Origin of the sequence: Pararhodobacter oceanensis (assembly GCF_003076755.1) — a bacterium.
GTDB classification, from domain to species: Bacteria; Pseudomonadota; Alphaproteobacteria; order Rhodobacterales; family Rhodobacteraceae; genus Pararhodobacter; species Pararhodobacter oceanensis.
In genome coordinates this window covers 1-18,735 of record NZ_QDKM01000006.1, presented here as the reverse complement: position 1 = coordinate 18,735, position 18,735 = coordinate 1, and the positions used below count along the sequence as shown (strand labels likewise).

The 18,735-nt window shown below is 64.1% G+C and carries 15 protein-coding genes; 6 read left to right on the top strand and 9 right to left on the bottom strand.

The features are described 5' to 3' along the window. Window positions 1-51 precede the first annotated feature (51 nt). From DDE20_RS13275 to DDE20_RS13255, 5 genes are all read left to right on the top strand, one after another. Entirely contained in the window at window positions 52-1,281 is a 1,230-nt protein-coding gene (locus tag DDE20_RS13275) for an efflux RND transporter periplasmic adaptor subunit (RefSeq protein ID WP_116559005.1), read from the top strand. Then, a complete protein-coding gene (locus DDE20_RS13270; protein WP_116559004.1) occupies window positions 1,278-4,373 on the top strand; it encodes an efflux RND transporter permease subunit in 3,096 nt (1,031 codons plus the stop codon). Before DDE20_RS13275 ends, DDE20_RS13270 begins: the two co-directional genes overlap by 4 nt. 118 nt (window positions 4,374-4,491) lie before the next feature. Next, window positions 4,492-5,661 carry an amidohydrolase family protein gene (locus DDE20_RS13265; protein ID WP_116559003.1) on the top strand — a complete coding sequence of 390 codons (1,170 nt, stop codon included), beginning with the start codon at window positions 4,492-4,494 and terminating at the stop codon, window positions 5,659-5,661. 11 nt (window positions 5,662-5,672) lie between these two features. Then, on the top strand, window positions 5,673-6,257 hold the full coding sequence (locus tag DDE20_RS13260; RefSeq protein WP_116559002.1) for an amino acid synthesis family protein: 585 nt from the start codon (window positions 5,673-5,675) through the stop codon (window positions 6,255-6,257). A gap of 15 nt (window positions 6,258-6,272) precedes the next feature. Next, window positions 6,273-6,761: a MarR family winged helix-turn-helix transcriptional regulator gene (locus tag DDE20_RS13255; RefSeq protein WP_240608065.1), complete on the top strand. Its 489-nt coding sequence runs from the start codon at window positions 6,273-6,275 to the stop codon at window positions 6,759-6,761. Window positions 6,762-6,794: 33 nt separating this feature from the next. Here the strand turns inward: DDE20_RS13255 and DDE20_RS13250 are convergent, their stop codons facing one another. The 8 genes from DDE20_RS13250 to DDE20_RS13215 all read right to left on the bottom strand — a co-directional run bounded on the left by DDE20_RS13250 (window position 6,795) and on the right by DDE20_RS13215 (window position 16,401). Continuing rightward, window positions 6,795-8,060: a TRAP transporter large permease gene (locus DDE20_RS13250; protein WP_116559001.1), complete on the bottom strand. Its 1,266-nt coding sequence runs from the start codon at window positions 8,058-8,060 to the stop codon at window positions 6,795-6,797. A 4-nt stretch (window positions 8,061-8,064) separates the two neighbouring features. Further along, complete coding sequence (locus tag DDE20_RS13245; RefSeq protein ID WP_116559000.1) at window positions 8,065-8,646, bottom strand: TRAP transporter small permease; 582 nt, start codon at window positions 8,644-8,646, stop codon at window positions 8,065-8,067. A 78-nt stretch (window positions 8,647-8,724) separates the two neighbouring features. Next, a complete protein-coding gene (locus DDE20_RS13240) occupies window positions 8,725-9,702 on the bottom strand; it encodes a TRAP transporter substrate-binding protein (RefSeq protein ID WP_116558999.1) in 978 nt (325 codons plus the stop codon). 69 nt (window positions 9,703-9,771) lie between these two features. Continuing rightward, window positions 9,772-10,356 (bottom strand): amino acid synthesis family protein, encoded by a 585-nt coding sequence (locus DDE20_RS13235; RefSeq protein ID WP_116558998.1) that lies wholly within the window; start codon window positions 10,354-10,356, stop codon window positions 9,772-9,774. Continuing rightward, window positions 10,349-11,257 (bottom strand): UPF0280 family protein, encoded by a 909-nt coding sequence (locus tag DDE20_RS13230; protein ID WP_116558997.1) that lies wholly within the window; start codon window positions 11,255-11,257, stop codon window positions 10,349-10,351. The genes DDE20_RS13235 and DDE20_RS13230 overlap by 8 nt, the downstream gene beginning before the upstream one ends. Window position 11,258: 1 nt before the next feature. After that, window positions 11,259-12,791, bottom strand: coding sequence for a 6-hydroxynicotinate reductase (locus DDE20_RS13225; RefSeq protein ID WP_240608054.1), 1,533 nt, complete (start codon window positions 12,789-12,791; stop codon window positions 11,259-11,261). A 3-nt stretch (window positions 12,792-12,794) separates the two neighbouring features. Beyond that, window positions 12,795-15,560, bottom strand: coding sequence for a molybdopterin-dependent oxidoreductase (locus tag DDE20_RS13220; RefSeq protein ID WP_116558996.1), 2,766 nt, complete (start codon window positions 15,558-15,560; stop codon window positions 12,795-12,797). Window position 15,561: 1 nt separating this feature from the next. Further along, window positions 15,562-16,401, bottom strand: coding sequence for an FAD binding domain-containing protein (locus DDE20_RS13215; RefSeq protein WP_116558995.1), 840 nt, complete (start codon window positions 16,399-16,401; stop codon window positions 15,562-15,564). A gap of 325 nt (window positions 16,402-16,726) precedes the next feature. On the opposite strand from DDE20_RS13215, the gene DDE20_RS13210 reads away from it, so the two are divergent. Then, complete coding sequence (locus DDE20_RS13210; RefSeq protein ID WP_116558994.1) at window positions 16,727-17,539, top strand: ferredoxin--NADP reductase; 813 nt, start codon at window positions 16,727-16,729, stop codon at window positions 17,537-17,539. 1,097 nt (window positions 17,540-18,636) lie between these two features. Here the strand turns inward: DDE20_RS13210 and DDE20_RS13205 are convergent. Continuing rightward, window positions 18,637-18,735: transposase domain-containing protein (locus DDE20_RS13205; protein WP_133240353.1), on the bottom strand; the 99-nt coding region annotated here is incomplete at its 5' end.

Sequence of the window (18,735 nt, the reverse complement as noted above, 5' to 3'; positions counted from 1 at the left end):
GCGCGATCGCGTATAACCTCAGGACCACTCTGGCCAAAGGCGCTTATTCCGATGCGGAAACTGCTCAATCTCATTATGGCGATCGCGATTATCGCGGGTGCCTATGCGGCGACCTTCGGGGTGCCGACACCCGTTGCCGCGCTGATCGGGCAGAGCCCCGAGGCGGAGCCTTCGGCCAGCGGCGGCGCCCCTCAGGCGGCGCGTGGTGCGGGCGGCCGACCCGGTGGTGGGCCGGGTGGCGGACCAGGTGGTGGACGGGGTGGCGGGCGTGCGACCACGGTGGTGACAACGCCGCTCGAGATGCTGCCATTTGAAACCATCCTGCAGGCCATCGGCACCGCCAGCGCCCTGCGCAGCGCCGATGTAGTAAGCAGCACCGCCGGCACGGTGATCGAGAGCCATCTGGCGAGTAATCGCGATGTCGAAGCGGGCGAAGTGCTGCTGCGGCTGGATGCGCGCACGCAGCAATTGAACCTCGAGATCGCGCAGGCCAATCTCGATGTCGCGCGCGAAACCGTCAGCCGTTACGAGCAGTTGCAGGCGCGGGGCAATTCCTCGGTCAGCGAGGTGGCGCTTTCGGAGGCGCGGGTCGAGCAGCGTCTGGCCGAGGCCGCGGTCGGGCTGGCGCAGGTGGCGCTGGATGACCGGATCATCCGCGCGCCGATTGCCGGACGCCTGAGCCTGAGCCGCGTGGAGATCGGCGATGTGCTCACCGCCAATACCGTGGTGGCGAGCATTGATCAGGCGGACGCGCTGCTGCTGGAATTCGAACTGCCGGAGCGGGCGATCTCGCTGCTTGGCGAGGCGCGCGAGGTGCTGGCGCGGACCTCCAGCTTTACCGGACGGGTGTTTGACGCCGAGATTGTGTCCTTTGACAGCCGCATCGACAGTGTCACCCGCAGCGTCACCGTACGCGCGCGGATCGACAACCCCGACGGTGTCTTGTGGCCCGGAATGACGTTTTCGATCAGCCTGATCCATGAAAGCGCACCTTTGCCCGCCCTGCCCTCGACCGCGATCACATGGTCGCGCGCCGGGTCCAGTGTCTGGGTCGATGAGGGCGGCGTCGCTGTGCAGGTGCCGGTGACGATCCTTTACCGGCGCAACACCACGGTCTGGATCGACGGCGAGATTGCCGAGGGCACGCCGGTGGTCACGGAGGGCGCGCATAAACTGCGCGCCGGTGCGCGGATTGCAACGCCGGATGGCGCCGGAGATGGGCCACGTGGTGGCATGCGGGATGGGGCGCGGCGGCGTGCCGGTGCCGAGGCACCGACATGAGCGGGACGATAACCAAGGCGGGCAAAGGGATCGCCGATCTCTTTGTCTCGCGACCTATTTTCGGCATTGTTATCAATCTGTTGATCCTGATTGCCGGTCTCGCCGCGCTGACCGGTGTCGATGTCCGCGAGATGCCCGATGTTGACCGGCCGGTGCTCTCGGTGCGCACCACCTATGAGGGCGCGGTGCCCTCGACCGTGGATCAAGAGGTGACGCAGGTTCTCGAGGCGGCGCTGAGCGCGCTAGAGGGGCTGTCCTATATGGAATCCTCTTCATCCACCGGATCGAGCCGGATCACCATTGATCTGTCCGAGGGCACCAATGTCGATGTCGCCGCCAATGAAGCGCGCGAGATTGTTGCCGCGACCCAGCGGCAATTGCCCGATGATATCGACGACCCGAGAGTGACCAAAGCCGATACCAACGCCGATGCGATCATCCGGCTGGCGCTATTGGGGGATGCCAGTCTCGATTCGCTGACCGCACTGGCCGAGGGGGCGATCTATGACCGGCTGTCGGCGATTGACGGGATCGCCGAGGTCACCGTGCAGGGCAGCCGCGCCAATGAATTCCGCGTGACGCTGGATATGGCGGCGCTGCTCAGCCGCAATCTGACAATATTCGATGTCTCCAACGCGCTGACCGCGCTGCGCGACAACACGCCTTTGGGCAGTCTGGAAACCGATGCGCAAACGCTGGCGCTGCGGGTCGGCAATGCCGAGGTCACCACCGAGATGATCGGCCAGATCCCGATCAACGCCCATACCCGCGTGGCGGATGTGGCTTTCGTGCGCGTGACCCCCGAGGACAGCGGGTTTTACACCCGCGTTAACGGGCAGAGCGCGGTCAGCCTGAGCATCACCCGCCAGTCGGTGGGCAATACGCTGTCGATCTCGCAACAGGTGGGTGAGGCGGTGGAGGAATTGCGCGCGACCTTGCCCGAGGGTGTGGAACTCTTGGTCACCTCGGATGACGGGACGTTTATCGAGGGTTCGATCAATGAAGTGGTGCGCTCGATCGGGCTGGCGACGCTGATCGTGATCGCGGTGATCTTTGCTTTCCTGCGCTCGGCGCGCGCCACGATCATCCCTGCCGTCACCATCCCCGTGGCGCTGGTCGGCACCATTGGCGCGATCTGGATCACCGGCTTTTCGGTCAACACCATCAGCCTGTTGGCGCTGGTGCTGGCGACCGGCATGGTGGTGGATGACGCGATTGTGGTGATCGAGAATATCGTGCGCAAACGCAAGGACGGGATGGGCGCCTTTGCCGCCGCCGCGGCGGGGGCGAACGAGGTGTTCTTTGCGGTGATTTCCACCACCGCAACGCTGGCGGCGGTGTTCATCCCGATCTCTTTCCTGCCCGGACAGGCGGGCGGGGTGTTTAGCGAGTTCGGCTTTGTGCTGGCCTTTGCGGTGACGCTGTCGTCGATCACCGCGCTGACCCTCGCGCCGGTGATGGCGGCCTTTCTCGACCCCGGCAAGCCCGATGCCAAAGCGGCCACTACGCGCAAACCCGGCTGGCTGGCGCGCGGGTTTGATAGGGTGATGGATTGGTCGATCCGCACGCCTTTGGTGGTGCTGGCGACGGCTGGCGGGCTGGTGATCATCGCGCTGGGTGCGGCGAGCACCCTCTCGTCCAGCGTCACCCCCGCCGAGGACCGCGGGTTCTTTCTGATCTTCGCGCGCGGCGCTTCGGACACCACCACCGAATATGTCGACACCCAGACCGCGCTGGTCGAAGAGATCCTGACGCCGTTCCGCGAAAGCGGCGAAGTGGCGGCAGTGCAGAGCATCATCGGTGTCGGCGGTGGCACTGCGGCGTTCATCATCGTGCGCCTGCCCGATTGGGACACGCGCGACCGCTCGCAGGCCGAGATCATGGGCGATATCAACAGCGAGCTGGCGGCGGTGCCCGGGATTATGGTGTTCGGGCGCTCGACCAACTCGCTGAACATTCGCGGCGCCGGTCGCGGGCTGCAATTTGCCGTCACCGGCAGCAATATCGAGGCGATGATCGAGGCCGCCGACCAGTTGGTCGCGGTGATGGAGGGGAATGCGGCCTTTGTGAACCCGCAGCTATCCGGCGATTCGGTGCAGCATCAATTCGAGGTCCATGTCGATCCCGATATGGCCAGCGTGTTCGGGCTGACCGAATCCGAGATTTCGCGCACGATCAGCGCCATGGTGCGCGGGGTGACCGCGGTCAGCGTGTTCTCGGATGACACCGAAGTCGATGTGCGCGTGGTGCCGGGCGGGCCGCCGATCAACGACACCTATGATCTGGAATCGATCTATCTGCGCCTGCCTGCGGGGGGCTATGTGCCGCTGTCCTCGGCGGCGAGCCTGTCTTCGACGGTCAGCCAGTCGTCGATCTCGAGGCAGGGCGGATCGCTGGCGGTCTCGGTGCAGGCGAACCTCGGACCGGGGGTTGATCTGGGCACTGCGATGGGCGCGCTGTCGGAGATTGCCGATCAGACCCTGCCCGACGGCATGGGGATCATTTTCACCGGCGAGGCGGCGACGCTATCCGACAGCCAGTCGGGGATGATCATGGTCTTTGGCGTGGCGTTTCTGGTGGTGTTCCTTGTGCTGGCCGCGCAATTCGAGAGTTTCGCCAGCGCGGTGGTGATTATGCTGACCGTGCCCTTTGGTCTGGCCGCCGCCCTGATGGCGATCTCGATCACTGGCGGCTCGCTGAATTATTACAGCCAGATCGGTCTGGTGATGCTGATCGGGGTGATGGCGAAGAACGGCATTCTGATTGTCGAATTCGCCAACCAGTTGCGCGAGGCGGGGCAGGATATCGACAGCGCCATCCGCGATGCGCTGCGGCTGCGGATCCGGCCGGTGATGATGACCATGGTCTCGACGGTCTTTGGCGGCCTGCCCTTGGTGATGACCTCGGGCGCCGGTGCCGAAGCGCGGATTGCGGTCGGCTGGGTGATCGTCGGCGGGCTGGGCTTTGCCACCGTGTTTACCCTGTTCCTGACGCCGATCTTCTATCGCTGGATCGCGGTCTGGGGCGCGGCGCCGGGCATGGCGGTGAAACGGTTGCAGAGCGAACGCAGCAGCCAGTCACCCGCCGAATGAGCCGTTTTTAACTGCAAATGACCCCTTTTGCCCCCGATAACCCGCGGCGAGATTTCTGTCTTGCCGCGAGGGGGTTTCCGCTGATATCGTTTCTACACAAACAAACTGGAGTGATATCATGGCGGCTGAATCAAAGGACCTTCCGGCGCAAGGCCGGCAATTGATCCGCAACATCGGGTTGTTGCTGAGCGGTGATCTGGACCAGCCGATTGTGGACAGTGACTGTCTGCTGATCGAGGACGGGGTGATCGTCGGCTTCGAGGCCGGTGACGTCGATAGCGAGATCGACGCGCAGGGCTGTGCGGTGATGCCGGGGCTGATCGACAGCCACACGCATCCGGTGTTCGGCGATTGGACGCCGCGCCAGAACCAGCTTGGCTGGATCGAGATGAACGTGAATGGCGCGGTCACCAGCTTTCTGTCGGCAGGCGAGGTGCATCTGCCGGGCCGCCCCAAGGATGCCGAGGGCGTGCGCGCGCTGGCGATGGTGGCGCAGCGTTGCTTTCAGAACTTCCGCCCGATTGGCGCCAAGGTGATCGCCGGTGCGCCGGTGCCGGAACTTGATTTCGACCGTGAGTTCTATGCCAGCCTGAAAGCCGCCGGAATCGCGCGGATTGGCGAGATCGGCTTGGGCACGGTGGCCAAGGGCGCGGATGCGGCGCGGGTCACCGGCTGGTGCCGCGAGTTGGGCATCGAGACGATCATGCACACCGGCGGGCCGTCGATTGCCGGCTCGCATCTGGTTACCGCCGAGGATGTGCTGGAGGCGCAGCCCGATGTGGTCAGCCATATCAACGGTGGGCCGACCTCGATCCCGCATGAAGCGGTGCGCGAATTGTGCAAACACGCCAAGGGCGCGCTGGAAGCGGTGCACAACGGCAACGAGAAATCGGCGATTGTGGCGATGGAAGCGGCGCTTGCGAATGGCCGTCTGGCGGATTTCCTCTTGGGCACCGATGCGCCCGCAGGCTCGGGCGTGCAGCCCAACGGCATGCTGCGGATGGTGACGCTGCTGGCCAGCTTTGGCGGACTGCCCGCCGAACAGGCGATCTGCTGCGCCACCGGCAATGTCAGCCGCAAACGCGGGATCGATCAGGGGCTGCTGGCGCGTGGGCGTCCGGCGGATATCGTGTTCATGGACAAGCCCGAAGGCTCGAGCGGTAAGAATGTGCTCGAGGCGATGGCGATGGGCAATATTCCGGGCATTGGCGCGGTGATGATCGACGGCAAAATGCGCACTGGCCGCTCGCGCTCGACGCCGCCTGCGGCGCGTGTGCCGAGCGTATAAGGGGGGATATCATGCAAGCGAAAATCCGTAAAATCGCGGTGTTTCTTGAGGAAACGCATCTGGAAATGGGCCGCGAGATCAGCCCTGCCACGCGCAAGGCCACGGCGGTGGCGGTGATCGAGAACCCGCTGGCGGGGCAGTATCAGGATGATCTTGAGGCGCTGATGGAGATCGGTGCCGAGATGGGCGATCTGCTGGGACGGCGCGCGGTTGAGGCGCTTGGCATCGCGCCCGAGGCCGCCGAAAGCTACGGCAAAGCGGCGATGGTCGGCGAGAATGGCGAGTTGGAACATGCCGCCGCGATCCTGCACCCGCGGCTTGGGGCCCCTTTGCGGGCGGCGGTCGGGAAAGGCGCGGCGCTGGTGCCCTCCTCCAAGAAAATGGGCGGACCGGGGCAGGTTTTGGACGTGCCGCTGGGGCATAAGGATGCGGCCTATGTGCGCTCGCATTTCGACGCCACGGTGGTCAGCCTGAATGACGCGCCGCGCGCCAATGAGATCATGGTGGCGGTGGCGGTGGCGGATTCCGGTCGGCCCCTGCCGCGCGTTGGCGGGCTGACAAAAGACGAGATCAGCGGTAAGGATGGGTTGCGGTAAACCCAAGGAGGCGCTGTGCGCGAGTCTGACAACACCGACCCCGACACGCTGGACCCTGACGATGAAAAGGCAGCGCCCCACCCGCGTGGGCGCCGCCGCTATGTGCTTGACCAGCAAGCCGGATTTCTGCTGCGCAAGGCCCAGCAACGGCATCTGAGCATCTTTTCGGCGCATATGCTGGAGGGGCTGACCGCGCAGCAATTCGCCACTTTATCGAAGCTGTTGGAGGCCGGTCCGACCTCGCAAAACGCGCTCGGGCGGCTGACCGCGATGGACAATTCGACGATCAACGGGGTGGTCAAGCGGCTGTTCCAGCGCGGGCTGGTCGATAAGACGCAATCGCCCGATGACAACCGCATGCATCTGGTCGGGCTGACCGTCGAGGGCGAGCGGGTGACCAAACGGGTGCTGCCCTTGGGGCAGGAGATCACCCGTCTGACGCTGGCGCCGCTGTCCGACAGTGAACAGGCGACGCTGGTCCGATTGCTGCGCAAGATCAGCTAGTGCGCCGCCCCTGATGCGGGACGGCGCAGGGCTTTAACCGCCTACAAAGGCGAGGCTGAGCCATGGCACCAGCGCCAGCACCACCAGCGCCAGACAGGCGACAAAGAAGAACGGCAGCGCCACCCAGAACACGCGGATCGCGCTGACCCCGCTGACCGAGGCGGCGACATAAAGCCCGATGCCCACCGGCGGCGACAGCAATCCGAGGATCAGGTTGACCGAGACCACGACGCCGAAATGCAGCGGGTCGATGCCGTAGACCTCGGTCGCAATCGGCAAGAGGATCGGCACCACCATGATCAGACCGGGGATGCCGTCGATCACTGTGCCGACAATGAGCAGCATCACCAAGACCAGCAGCATGAAGGCGGTGGGCGTGGTGGCGACCGACTGGATCCATGCGGCCGCGGTCTGCGGCACTTGGCCAAAGATCAGCACCCATGAAAACACCCCCGCCGCGGCGACCAGAAACAGCACCAGCGCCGAACTGAGGCCGGTGCGCAAAAGGATCGTGGGGAAATCGCGTAATTTCAGCGAGCCGGTGTAGAACATGCCGATCAGCGCCGCGACCACCGCACCGATGGCCGCCGCCTCGGTCGGCGAGCCGAAACCGCCGACAATCGTGCCGATGATCACCGCCGGAATCGCCAGCATCGGCAGCGCATCGCGCAGCGCCGCAAAGCGGGCGCGCCAGCTTAACCGCTCGCCCTTGGGGTAGTTGTAACGCCAGCCCAGCGCGGCGACAGTGAGCACGAAAAGCGTGGTTAACAGGATCCCCGGCAGGATGCCCGCAATCAGCATATCGCGGACCGCCACCTGTGCCAGAACCGCATAGACGACAAAGACAATCGACGGCGGGATGATCGGCCCCAAGAGCCCGCCAAAAGCGGTGAGCCCAGCGGCAAAGCCCCTGTCATAACCGGCGCGCTGCATCTCGGGCACCATCACTTGGCTCATCATCGCGATCTGCGCGGTGGCCGAGCCGAGGATCGAAGCGACCATCATATTCGCCAGCAGATTGATATAGGCCAGCCCGCCCTTGAGCGCGCCGACAAAGGCCGAGGCCAGCCGCACCAGCCGCGTGGTGATCCCGGCGCCGTTCATCAACTCGCCAATGAGGATAAACAGCGGGATCGCCAAGAGGCCGAAGTTGTCGAGCGAGGAGAAGAGTTTGAGCGGATAGCTGTCGAGCAGCAAGGGATTTCCGGTCTCGTAAATGAACACCAGCGCGCCGATGCACAGGATCAGCCCGATCGGCAGCCCGATCACCAGAAGAGCAAGAAAAGCAAACATTGTCATCGGCTTAGCCCTCGCCTGCGGTGTATTCATGCGCCAAGGGACGCGCCTCGATGAGACCGATATCCTCGGCCAGATTGGTCAGCGCATGGACGCTCAGGGTCAGGGAAAACCACGGCATGATCAGGAAAAACCAGAAATACGGCAGCGCCAGAACCGGCGTGCGCTCGGTGTAAAGAAAGTTGAACGTCGTCATCTCGAAATCGCCGATATTGAACCCCACCGCAGCCAGCGCGGGCAGGTTGAACCAGCGCCAACACAGCCAGAGCAGCACCAGCCCGAAGAGACTGGCAATCAGCGAGATCGCAATCCGCAGCCCTTTGACAAGCGCCTTGCCACCGGTCTCATGCAGCAACAGCACCGCGGGATCGGTGCGCGCGCGCAACATCAGGGAGGCGCCGACAAAACCGCCCAGCGTCATCGACAGGATCGCCAGTTCATCGGCCCAGGCCAGCGTCACATTGAACAGCCGGAAGGTGACATTCATCAACACGAAAATCGCCACCGCTGCGGTCAGCACAATCAGCATGCCCCGCTCGATCCGGCTTAGAATATCAGACAGACGCCGCAGCGCTCTGATCAATAGCATCGCACCCTCCACGTTGGGAGACATTCAGCGCACCGTTACGGGCGCAACCGAAGCTGCGCCCGCGGTGGTGGCTTGGGTTCAGAAGCTGGCGACCAGCTCGCGCAGACGCGCGACGTAGGGCGTTTGCTCTTCCCAATGGGCGTCCCAGCGGGTGACGATATCGCCAAAGAACTCGGCGCCGACATTCTCGGTCACATTGACGCCTTCGATGCCTTGCAGACGCTCGAGTTTACCGGCCTCTTCCTCGACAAAACGGTCGATGGTGCGGTCGCAATGCAGTTGCACGGCCTCCGAGATGATCGCGCGGTCATCCTCGCTCAGGCTGGCCCAGACGCGGGCCGAAACCAGCGCGACCATGCCGAACATATGGTGGTTGGTGACCATCATATTGGGCGCATGCTCATAGTAGCGGAAGTTGATGATCGACTCGAAATCCATGTCGATGGCGTCGATCTGGCCGTTGGCGAGCGCGTCATAGACCTGCGTCAGCGGCATCGGCGCAGGCGCGGCGTCGAACATCTCAAAGAAGGTGCGGATCGCCGGTGCGGGGGTGATGCGGAAGCGCATGCCGCCCAGATCCTCGGCTGAATCCACGGCATCGCGGGTCATCAACTGGCGCATGCCGGTCATCGCATAGCACAGGCCAACGGTGCCGGTGGCGCGGGGCAGACCGCCGAGGATCTCGCGTGCGGGCTCCGAGCGCAAAACGCGGGCGGCATCGGCGATGTTGTTCACCAAGAACGGCGCGTGTAGGGCGGCCATATCGGGCACCCGCGTGGTCACTTCGGCGGAAGTCAGCCACGCCATATCCAGCGCGCCGGTCTGCATCTGCTGCATCATCGTCGCTTCATTGCCCAACTGCCCCGAGGGGAAGGCGACGACCGAAAAGCGCCCGTCCGAGAGCTCCATCAGCGTGTCGCTAAGTGCGGCAACCTCTTGGTTCCACACATGCACCGGCGGGGTGATCATCCCCAGCCGAAACTCGCGCTCTTGCGCCGCTGCCGGTAGCGCCAGGCCAATCCCCGCGACTGCGGCCAACATGGTCTTCCAGTTCATTATGTCTCTCCTAGTTGAAAATGGCCCGGTTGCTCCGGGCTTTTTTAACGTCCCTTTTGGGCGTTGTCGTTATCTCAACCCGTCATGGGCGGAAATTTCCTCTTTGGCCAAGCCGCCGACCCGGGCATGGATGCGCCCGCCGGTGCTCATCACAAGGATCAGCGCCAGTTCATTGGCCCGTGGCGCATCGTGCATCCCGACCTCCATCGCGTCGAAATGGCTGCGCACATAGGAGGCGTTGATATGGGTGATCGGCACATCCAGCCGCGTGCCGACACCGCCGACTTTCTTGGTCGAAGGCACGATGGCCTTGGCGTTATCCAGCGTTTCGCGCATCGCGTAGCCACCGGGCACATGCCAGAGCGCGCCGTGCTCCAACTCGCCACCGGCGCCGACAATCGCGCCCTTGCCATAGCCCTCAACCACCGAGGCATCGCCGCCCAGCGCCGCGATCATCCGCTGCGCCATCGCCAGACCCAAAGGCTCGAGGGTCTTCATAAAGCCAGCGATATCAGCCTCATAGCGGCCCGCGAAAGGGTTTTCGATCACGCTGACCATGGCCACGCGGCGCAGGGGCAGGTCGGCAATGGCGCCGCCTTCGTGAAAGATTTCTTCGGTCAACAGCGCCTGTTTGCGGAGCTTGATGTCAGACATTGTGCAACTTTCTAACTGAGTGGACTTGGCCATGGGTATGCAGCGGCAGATCGCCAACCAGCCGCACCCGCCCTTGTAAAACAAGCGCGGCACCGTGAATTCGACGCGTCGCTAGCAGTGACTCTGCCAAGGTTTCCCCCGCGTCAAGGGCTTGTGTAATTTCTTTGGCGGTCAGCGCGCCGACATGGGTGGTCACCAAAGCCGCGCCGAGGTCGCTGTCGGGCGCGAGGACGCAGGCGGGTTGGCGGGTGATTGCCGGGTGGTCGGGCAGGTCCACCGCGTTGGCGATTAGGGTCGCGGCGACGTCGGCCTCGGGCGCGGTTTTGGCCAGCACGGTGACGCTATCGGCGATGCCGAGGGAATGGCTGCGGCCTTTGGCGCCGCTACTCGCCACACCGCGGCAGCTATGCTTGGGGCCGATGCGCAGCACGCCGGGCGAGGCGGGATCTTGCGGATCAACCACCACCGCGAGGCGCCAATCGGGGGCGTCGGAGGCAAGGTAGAGCGCGATATCGCCGCCGTTGTTAACGCTGGCGCGGGTGAGACCGGGCACCTCGCTGATTGCGGCGAGCACCGCCTCGGCGACGGCACCGGCGACGGCGGCCATCGGGGTGACAAAGAGCGGCGCGCCCTCGGGCATACAGCCCCGCGCCGCCTGCCACATGCGCTTTGCGATTGGTCCTTGTAGCGGGCAGTCGTCCCCTTGCACTGGTCGGCGCAGTAGCGGCAATTCGGCGACCAATTCCTCGAGTAGCCCGTCAAACCGCGCCACGGCCCGACGGTAGCCTTCGGCCACCGCGTCAGGGGCACCCTCGGCCTGCACAATCAGGTCAATCGGCCCATGCCCGAGATGCAGCCGCCGCCCGTCGGGCAGCATGCGGTGGTGCGGGGCCTGCATCATGCTAACGTGTCCAGCCGAAGTGATGGGGTTGCACCGGCCATGCGCCCGCCTCTTCGCCCTGATTGAGCCGCCGCTGCGCACCGCCGACCTCGGCCAGCGGGCGGATCGAGTCCATATGCCCACCCAGCGCCTCGTAATCGCTGACCCGCATGGTGAACTCAATCGGTGCAACCAGCGCAGGCGTCGGCACGTAACCGAATGAATTTTCAGGCATTTGCGTGACATCCACCATATAGGTGATGCCGCCGCCGGGCCAGATATAGACCTCGGCCCCGCCCGAGGTGACATGGGTCAGCGTATCGCGCACCGAGCGCGTCAGCCGCACGGGGTTTTCGGTGACACCGGCGCGCAGGGACCCGCCTGCACCGCCGATGAACACCACCGAACAGAGCGCCGGTTCGCAGTTTTCCTTGACCCGCTCGACAGTGTCGCGGACCGCTTGCGGCATCTCGGCGCGCTGCGGTGTCAGATCATCATCAAGCACAAAATAATCCGAATGATCGCCGGTGGTCGAAATCATCAACAGCTTCATCCCCGGCGTCGCGGTTTTCGCATCAAACCGGTCGATGATCGCCAGCGGATCATCCAGATTGGTGCCACCCCAGCCCTGCCCCGGCTCGGCGACGCGGAAATACCGCCCCGGGGTGCTGCGCTTGCCTTTGATCTTGATGCCGGTCGGCGGCACATCCAGCAGTTTGCCCGCCTGATGCTCGGACAACACGCCGGTGATATGGTCGTCGACCACCACCACATCATCGACATGGCGGAACCATTGCTGGGCGAACATGCCGATCGCCGCCGAGCCGCAGCCGACGCGCATCCGCTCTTCACGCTGGCCCTCGATCACCGGCGCTTTTCCGGCCTCGACAATGATGTTAACGCCCTCATCAATCTGCAATTCCACCGGCTGGCGGTTGCACAGATTTAAGAGCGCCTCGCAGGTCATCCGGCCCTCTTTTTTCGAGCCGCCGGTCAGGTGATGGACGCCGCCGAGGCTCATCATCTGGCTGCCGTATTCGCCCGAGGTGACATGGCCGACGACCTCGCCCTGATAGCGCACCGCAGCGGTCTCGTCGCCGAGGTGGCGGTCGGTGTCGATCTTCAGCTTGACCCCGCAATAGGAGAATATCCCCTCGGTCACCACGGTCACCATATCGACGCCCGCCATCTGGCTGGAAACGATGAAGGGCGCGGGTTTATAGTCGGGATAGGTGGTGCCGGCGCCGACTGCGGTGATGAAACTCGCCGGCGGCTGGACGATATCGCCCTCCCATTCGCGCTTGTCATCGAGAAAGCTGACCACCTCGCCACCGGCCTCAACCGTGCGGTCGAGGATCACCAGCGGGTCCACGCGGGTGAGGGTGCCGCCGACATTGGCGTAGCGGTCGCAGGCACCGGCGCGGCCGTCAGCGATGAAGCAGAGCACCGGACAGGCATCACAGCGGATTTTCTCGGGCTGCTCGCGTTTGGCGCGGCGCGGGATCGAGGGCGGGGTGGTGATTTCCGGCGTGGTTTCGGGCGTGTCTTGGGTCATTACTCAGGCCTCCACAGCGTTGAGGGCGCGCAGCACTTTGTCGGGCGTGGCGGGCAGATCGCGCAGCCGCGCGCCGGTGGCATCGCGCACCGCATTGAGGATCGCGGGGGCGGTGGGGATCAGCACCTGCTCGCCGATGCCCTTGGCGCCGTAAGGGCCATGCGCGTCGGGGTCCTCAATGAGGATCGAGCGCACCCGCGGCACATCGCCAACGGTGGGGATCAGGTAATCATGCAGGTTCTCGGTGCGCCCGGGGTGGAATTCTTCCATCAGGGCAAAGCCCAGCCCCTGCGCCGAGCCGCCCTCGATCTGGCCTTCCAGTAGCGTCGGGTTGATCGCGCGGCCCACGTCATGGGCGCAGACCAGATCGCGGGTGCGGATCAGGCCCAACTCGGTGTCGACCTCGACCTCGGCCAGATGCGCGCCCCAGCCGTAGGCGGCGTAAGGATCGCCCTGCCCGTTTTCATCCAAGGGGCTGGTCGGCGGATCATAGGTTTCCTCGGCCATCAAAACATAGCCCAGCGCGTTGGCTTCATCACTGAGCGCGGCGAGATCGAGCCGCGCGTCACCGGCGGCGATGACGCTGCCGCTCAGCGTCAGCTGCGCGTCATCCCCGGCGTTCAACCACCGCAGGATTTGCGCCCTGAGTGCCGCGCCCGCGCGCAGGGCCGCGGCGCCCGAGACAAAGGTCTGCCGCGAGGCCGAGGTTTTACCCGCGTCCGGCGTCAGGTCGGTATCGGCGCCGACAAGGGTGAAATCCGCGACCCTCAGGCCCAGCGCTTCGGCGCAAATCTGGGTGATTACGGTGTTCGAGCCCTGCCCGATATCCACCGCGCCCTGATGCAGCATGAGTTGGCCCTTGGCGGTCAGCCCGACGCGGATTGTCGAAGGGTTCGGCAAGGAGGTGTTTCCGCAGCCATACCACATGCCCGCGACGCCAACGCCGCGCCGCAATGTGCCGCCGCTGGCCTCTTGTTCGGCGTTGAAGGTGGCGCAGGCGGCGCGGCGCGTGGCCCAATCCTCGCGCAAAGCCTCAAGACAGGCGCGGATGCCGACGCCCTGCGCAAACACCTGCCCGGTCACCGTCGCCTGCCCCGTGGTCAGCGCGTTAGTGATGCGAAATTCCAGCCGGTCATGGCCCAGCGCATCGGCGAGTTCATCAAACAGGCTTTCCTGCACCACCGAGCTTTGCGGCACGCCAAAGCCGCGAAAGGCACCGGCGGGGGCGCAATGGCTGTGCACGGCGATGGATTTGGCGTGGTAATGCGGCACGCTATAGGGGCCCGAGGCATGGACCGGCACGCGGTTCGCCACCGTCGGCCCCCAAGAGGCATAGGCGCCGGTGTTGAAATAACCGGTGAAGTCCATGCCCAAAAGCTTGCCCTCGGCGTCGGCGCCGATCCGCGCGGTGATCTGCGAGGGGTGGCGTTTGGTCGAGGTCTGCATCGATTCCTTGCGGCTATAGACCATGCCGCAGGGCGCGCCGGTGACCCAAGCCGCCAGTGCAATGAAGGGCTGCACGGTCAGATCGAGCTTCGAGCCGAAGCCGCCACCGACCGAGGTGGGCAGGATGCGGATATTCTCGACCGGCAGCCCCATGATCAGCGCCAGATCGTCGCGGTTCATATAGGGCGCTTGGGTGGACACGGCGATCTCGATACGGTCACCGACACGGCGGGCGAAACCGGCCTCGGGCTCGATATAGGCGTGTTCGACAAAGCCGCTGGAAAATTGGCCTTCGACGATACTCGCGGCGGTTTTGAGGGCAGTTTCCGGCGTGCCACGGCGCACGAGGCCGTTGACCAGAATATTACCCGCGCGGCTCTCGTGCAGCGCGGCGGCGCCCTCGGCCAGCGCCTGATCCACGGTCAGCGCGGCGTCCAATTCCTGCCACTCGACGGGGAAATCGGCGAGATCGAGCGCCTCAACCACTTTGCGCGGGCCGACGATGATGGCCACCGCCTCGCCCTTGAAGCGGGTGGTGCGTTCGGCAAACACCGGCTGGTCGGCAAGCTGAGGGATGACGCCGTGCAGGTTGCGCCCGGGGATATCATCGGCGGTGAGAATGGCGCGCAGCTCGGGGTGGGATTTTCGGTAGGCTGCCAGATCACCGAGGGTGAAGCTGGCATGGTTAAACGGGCTGCGGATGGCGCGCACCAGTAATGTGCCCTCGGGCCAGTTGTCGGCGCCGAAAAGGTCGCTACCCAGCACCTTCGGCAACCCGTCAAGCCGCTCGATCCGCGCGCCCACGGCTGCGGGTTCGGGCGTTTTGGCGGGCGCTTCGCTGTGACACTCCATGATCGCCGTGACGATCTTGGCGTAGCCGGTGCAACGACACAGCACACCCGAGATCGCCTCTTCGACCTCGGCGCGGCTCGGGTTCTTGGTGCGGCGCAGCAAAGCCTCGGCCGAGACCAGCATTCCGGGCGTGCAAATCCCGCATTGCGCGGCACCGTGGCGCAGGAACGACCGCTGCAAGGCGCCGGGCTGATCGGGCGCAGCCGCCAGCGCTTGCGCGGTTTCCACCACCCGCCCCTCGGCGCGCGTGGCGGGCAGCATACAGGCGCAAACCGGCGCACCGTCCAAGAGCACCGTGCAAGCCCCGCAATCGCCCGCGTCGCAGCCCGATTTGACATCCTCGCAGCCGAAATCCTCGCGCAGCGCGGCGCTCAACCTTGCTTGCGGGCGCAGATCCGCGCGGCGTGACTGGCCGTTGAGGGTCAGGGACAGGGTGACTTGCGAAGCGGTTTTTTCCACGGCGTCTCTCATTTCAAGCCTCCAGCGCGCGGGTGATGGCGCGGCGCACCAACACCGGCACCGAGGCGCTGCGATAGGCGGCCTCGGCGCGCACATCGCCAATCGGCGCCAACCCGGCGAAGTCCTCGGGGCGCAGCGCCCCTGCGATATCGGCTTTGCCCAACCCGATAAGTCGTTTTTCCAGCGCCGGCAGCCGCTGCGCCACCGGTGAACAGGCGCCGACCGCGATGGCAGCGCCGGTGATCTTACCCTGCGCGTCGCACTCGATCAGCGCCGCGACCATGGCAATCGAGATCACCAGATACCGCCGCGCGCCCAGTTTCAGAAACGCCGATTTGGCCGCCGCGTCGGGGCGTTTGATATGCACGGCGGTGACAAATTCGCCCGCCTGTAGCGCCACCTGACGCACACCGGTAACGAAATCCGCCAAGGGCATCTCGCGCGTGCCCTGCGGTCCGGCAATCTCGACCTCGGCGTCCAGTGCCAGCAGCGCCACGGTGCCATCGGCGGCGGGCGAGGCGTTGCAGATATTGCCGACCACGGTGCCCGAATTCTGCACCTGCGGCGAGCCAACCTCGCGCCCCGCTTGCTGGAGGGCGGCGAAGGCGGGCGGCAGCTCCATACGCTGCACCTCGGTCCATGTCGCCAGCGCGCCGATCCGCAGCGAGCTGTCACTCAGCGTGACCCCCTGCAGCGCCTCGATGCCGGTGATATCCATCAGTGCCACCCGCGCCACCTCATCGCCCAGCGTCGGGTAGACATCGGTGCCACCGGCGAGAATGCGCAACTTGGGCGCCTGCGCCAGATGGGCGAGCGCCTCTTGGAGGGTGGCGGGGCGAAGGAAGGCTGGCATGGTCTGGCATCCATTCTATGGGGCGCGTCAATTATTGGACGCACACAAGTTATTTTTCAATCTGGCAGAGCATTCCCCTTCGCACAAGAAAATTTTTCCACCGGCCAGAAGTTTGTTGTTCGCGCTAGCACCCTTGCAGAAAACCGGCATTTCCGCCTGTTTTCAGCGGGAAAAGCGCTGCGGACCCCGTGATTCCACTGCCATGCCGGGGGATGGGGGCCTCCCGCTGCCGCGTCTTTTTTGTTTGTGCACGAACGTTATTTTGCTATAGATCGATGCAGAAGACGCAACCAACCCACCCCGATTCCAGCCATAAAGGTGCGCCGTGTCCCTAGATTCCGCCCAAACCACCGCCCCGTTTCCGATCCCGGCCAATACATTCGTCGAGACCGTCACCGAGGTGGAGCATTACACCGACCGCCTGTTCCGCTTTCGCATGACCCGCCCCGCGAGCTTTCGCTTCCGTTCCGGCGAATTCGTGATGATCGGCCTGCCGAATGCCGAGAAACCGGTGCTGCGCGCCTATTCCATCGCCTCGCCGTCCTGGGATGAGGAACTGGAGTTCTATTCGATCAAGGTTGCCGACGGGCCGCTGACCGAGCACCTGCAAAAGATCAAACCGGGCGATCAGGTGCTGATGCGCAAGAAACCCACCGGCACGCTGGTCACCGATGCGCTGCTGCCGGGCAAACGGCTCTATATGTTCTCGACCGGCACCGGTGTGGCACCCTTTGCCTCGCTGATGCGCGACCCCGAGACCTATGAGAAATTCGACACCGTGGTGCTGCTGCACGGCTGCCGCGAGAGCGCCGAACTGGCTTACGGCACGCAGATTGTCACGCAAACGCTGGAAGATCCGCTGGTCGGCGAGTGCGCGGCGGGGCGGCTGCACCACTATACTTGCGTCACCCGCGAGGACCATCCGCGGCGCATGCGAATCACCGATGCGGTGACCTCGGGGCGGCTTTTCTCGGATCTCGGCCTGCCGCCGCTCGATCCCGAGGTTGACCGGGTGATGATCTGCGGCTCGATGGAAATGCTGAAAGACTGCCGCACGCTCTGCGAAGACGCGGGCATGCAAGAGGGTTCGAACAGCGCGCCGGGCGTCTTTGTGGTTGAGCGCGCCTTTGTTGACTAAACGGCAGGTTCCGGCGCGCCCTGAGGTTGCCTGACACCTCGAAACGCCGCTTTGCGCCCCTGCCCGATACGGGCGCAAAGCCTTAAATATAACGGCCAAAGGCTAAAATCCCGCGCAAAGGTCACGGCGCAATCGGTGGATTGAAACGCCTATAGCGCGATATTCGCGCAGCTCCGGTGAAGCGAGCGTATGGGAATGGCCGCCAAGACCTACACGCAGGCCCCACTGGCGCGGGTGCCGCTGCGCCTCGCAAGTGCTGGATGGCGTTGCCCGCTGCGAGACCTAAGCAGTTTGATAATTTTGCGTTAATCACGCCCCCTACCCTGCTCAATGCCAGCGCGCGAGGGTGTTTCCCGGCTGCTCGCCCCATGCATTGGATTTCATGGATCGAGCGCATACAACAACTGCATGTATTTGTTACTTCGCGGCAATGAACTTAAAGCGATCCCGTTTTAGAGATACGCTACCGATGCGGAAGTATAATTTATAAGGGGCATTATAAGCCCCCCCTCAATAATCGCGATATACTCAGTTTATGCGAAGTTGTGGCTTGCCGTCATCACGCTCGGAGGTGTGGCGATTTCTGACGGTTTCTGGGGCAGCACCGCGCGCAATCATTAGTTGCAGCTAATTTGCACAACTCAACCTAAAATCGACACGCAGCGCCCAAACCAAGCCCCCAAATCCCCCGCCTGAAAGCACGCACACCCTGTATATACTGGCCCCAGCGCCCAACCAACCGATGTGTTCGCAAAAACACAGGTCTCGGCTTTCGACGCGAAATATGGCGAAAAAAAGTTGATCGGTCCCCCTGCGGGTGTAGAAATATTGGCAATGGTTGACCGGCTGACGTCGGAATTTTCGATCGTTAGCGACTCAAACATTTACTTCGATATTTTTTACTTTTTGCACTTAGTAATCCGTTCGGGGGATCCCAATGAAACAACTCCTTTCCACCATTTGCGCTGTTGCTGTAGCCGGCACTGCCACTGCCGCTCTGGCTGACGGCGGGCGCACGCCGATCACCGTGGCACCTCCGGTCGTCTATCCGGTCGAGCCCGAGACCAATGTAAGCGGTGCCTACAGGGCACTCAGGATCAGCTTGACGGGCTGAAGTTCCATGGGAGCAGGTCGTCGATGCGGCGGGTTGGATGGCCTGCGGCGATGGCCTCGAGTGTGGCCTTGAGGTAGGCAAA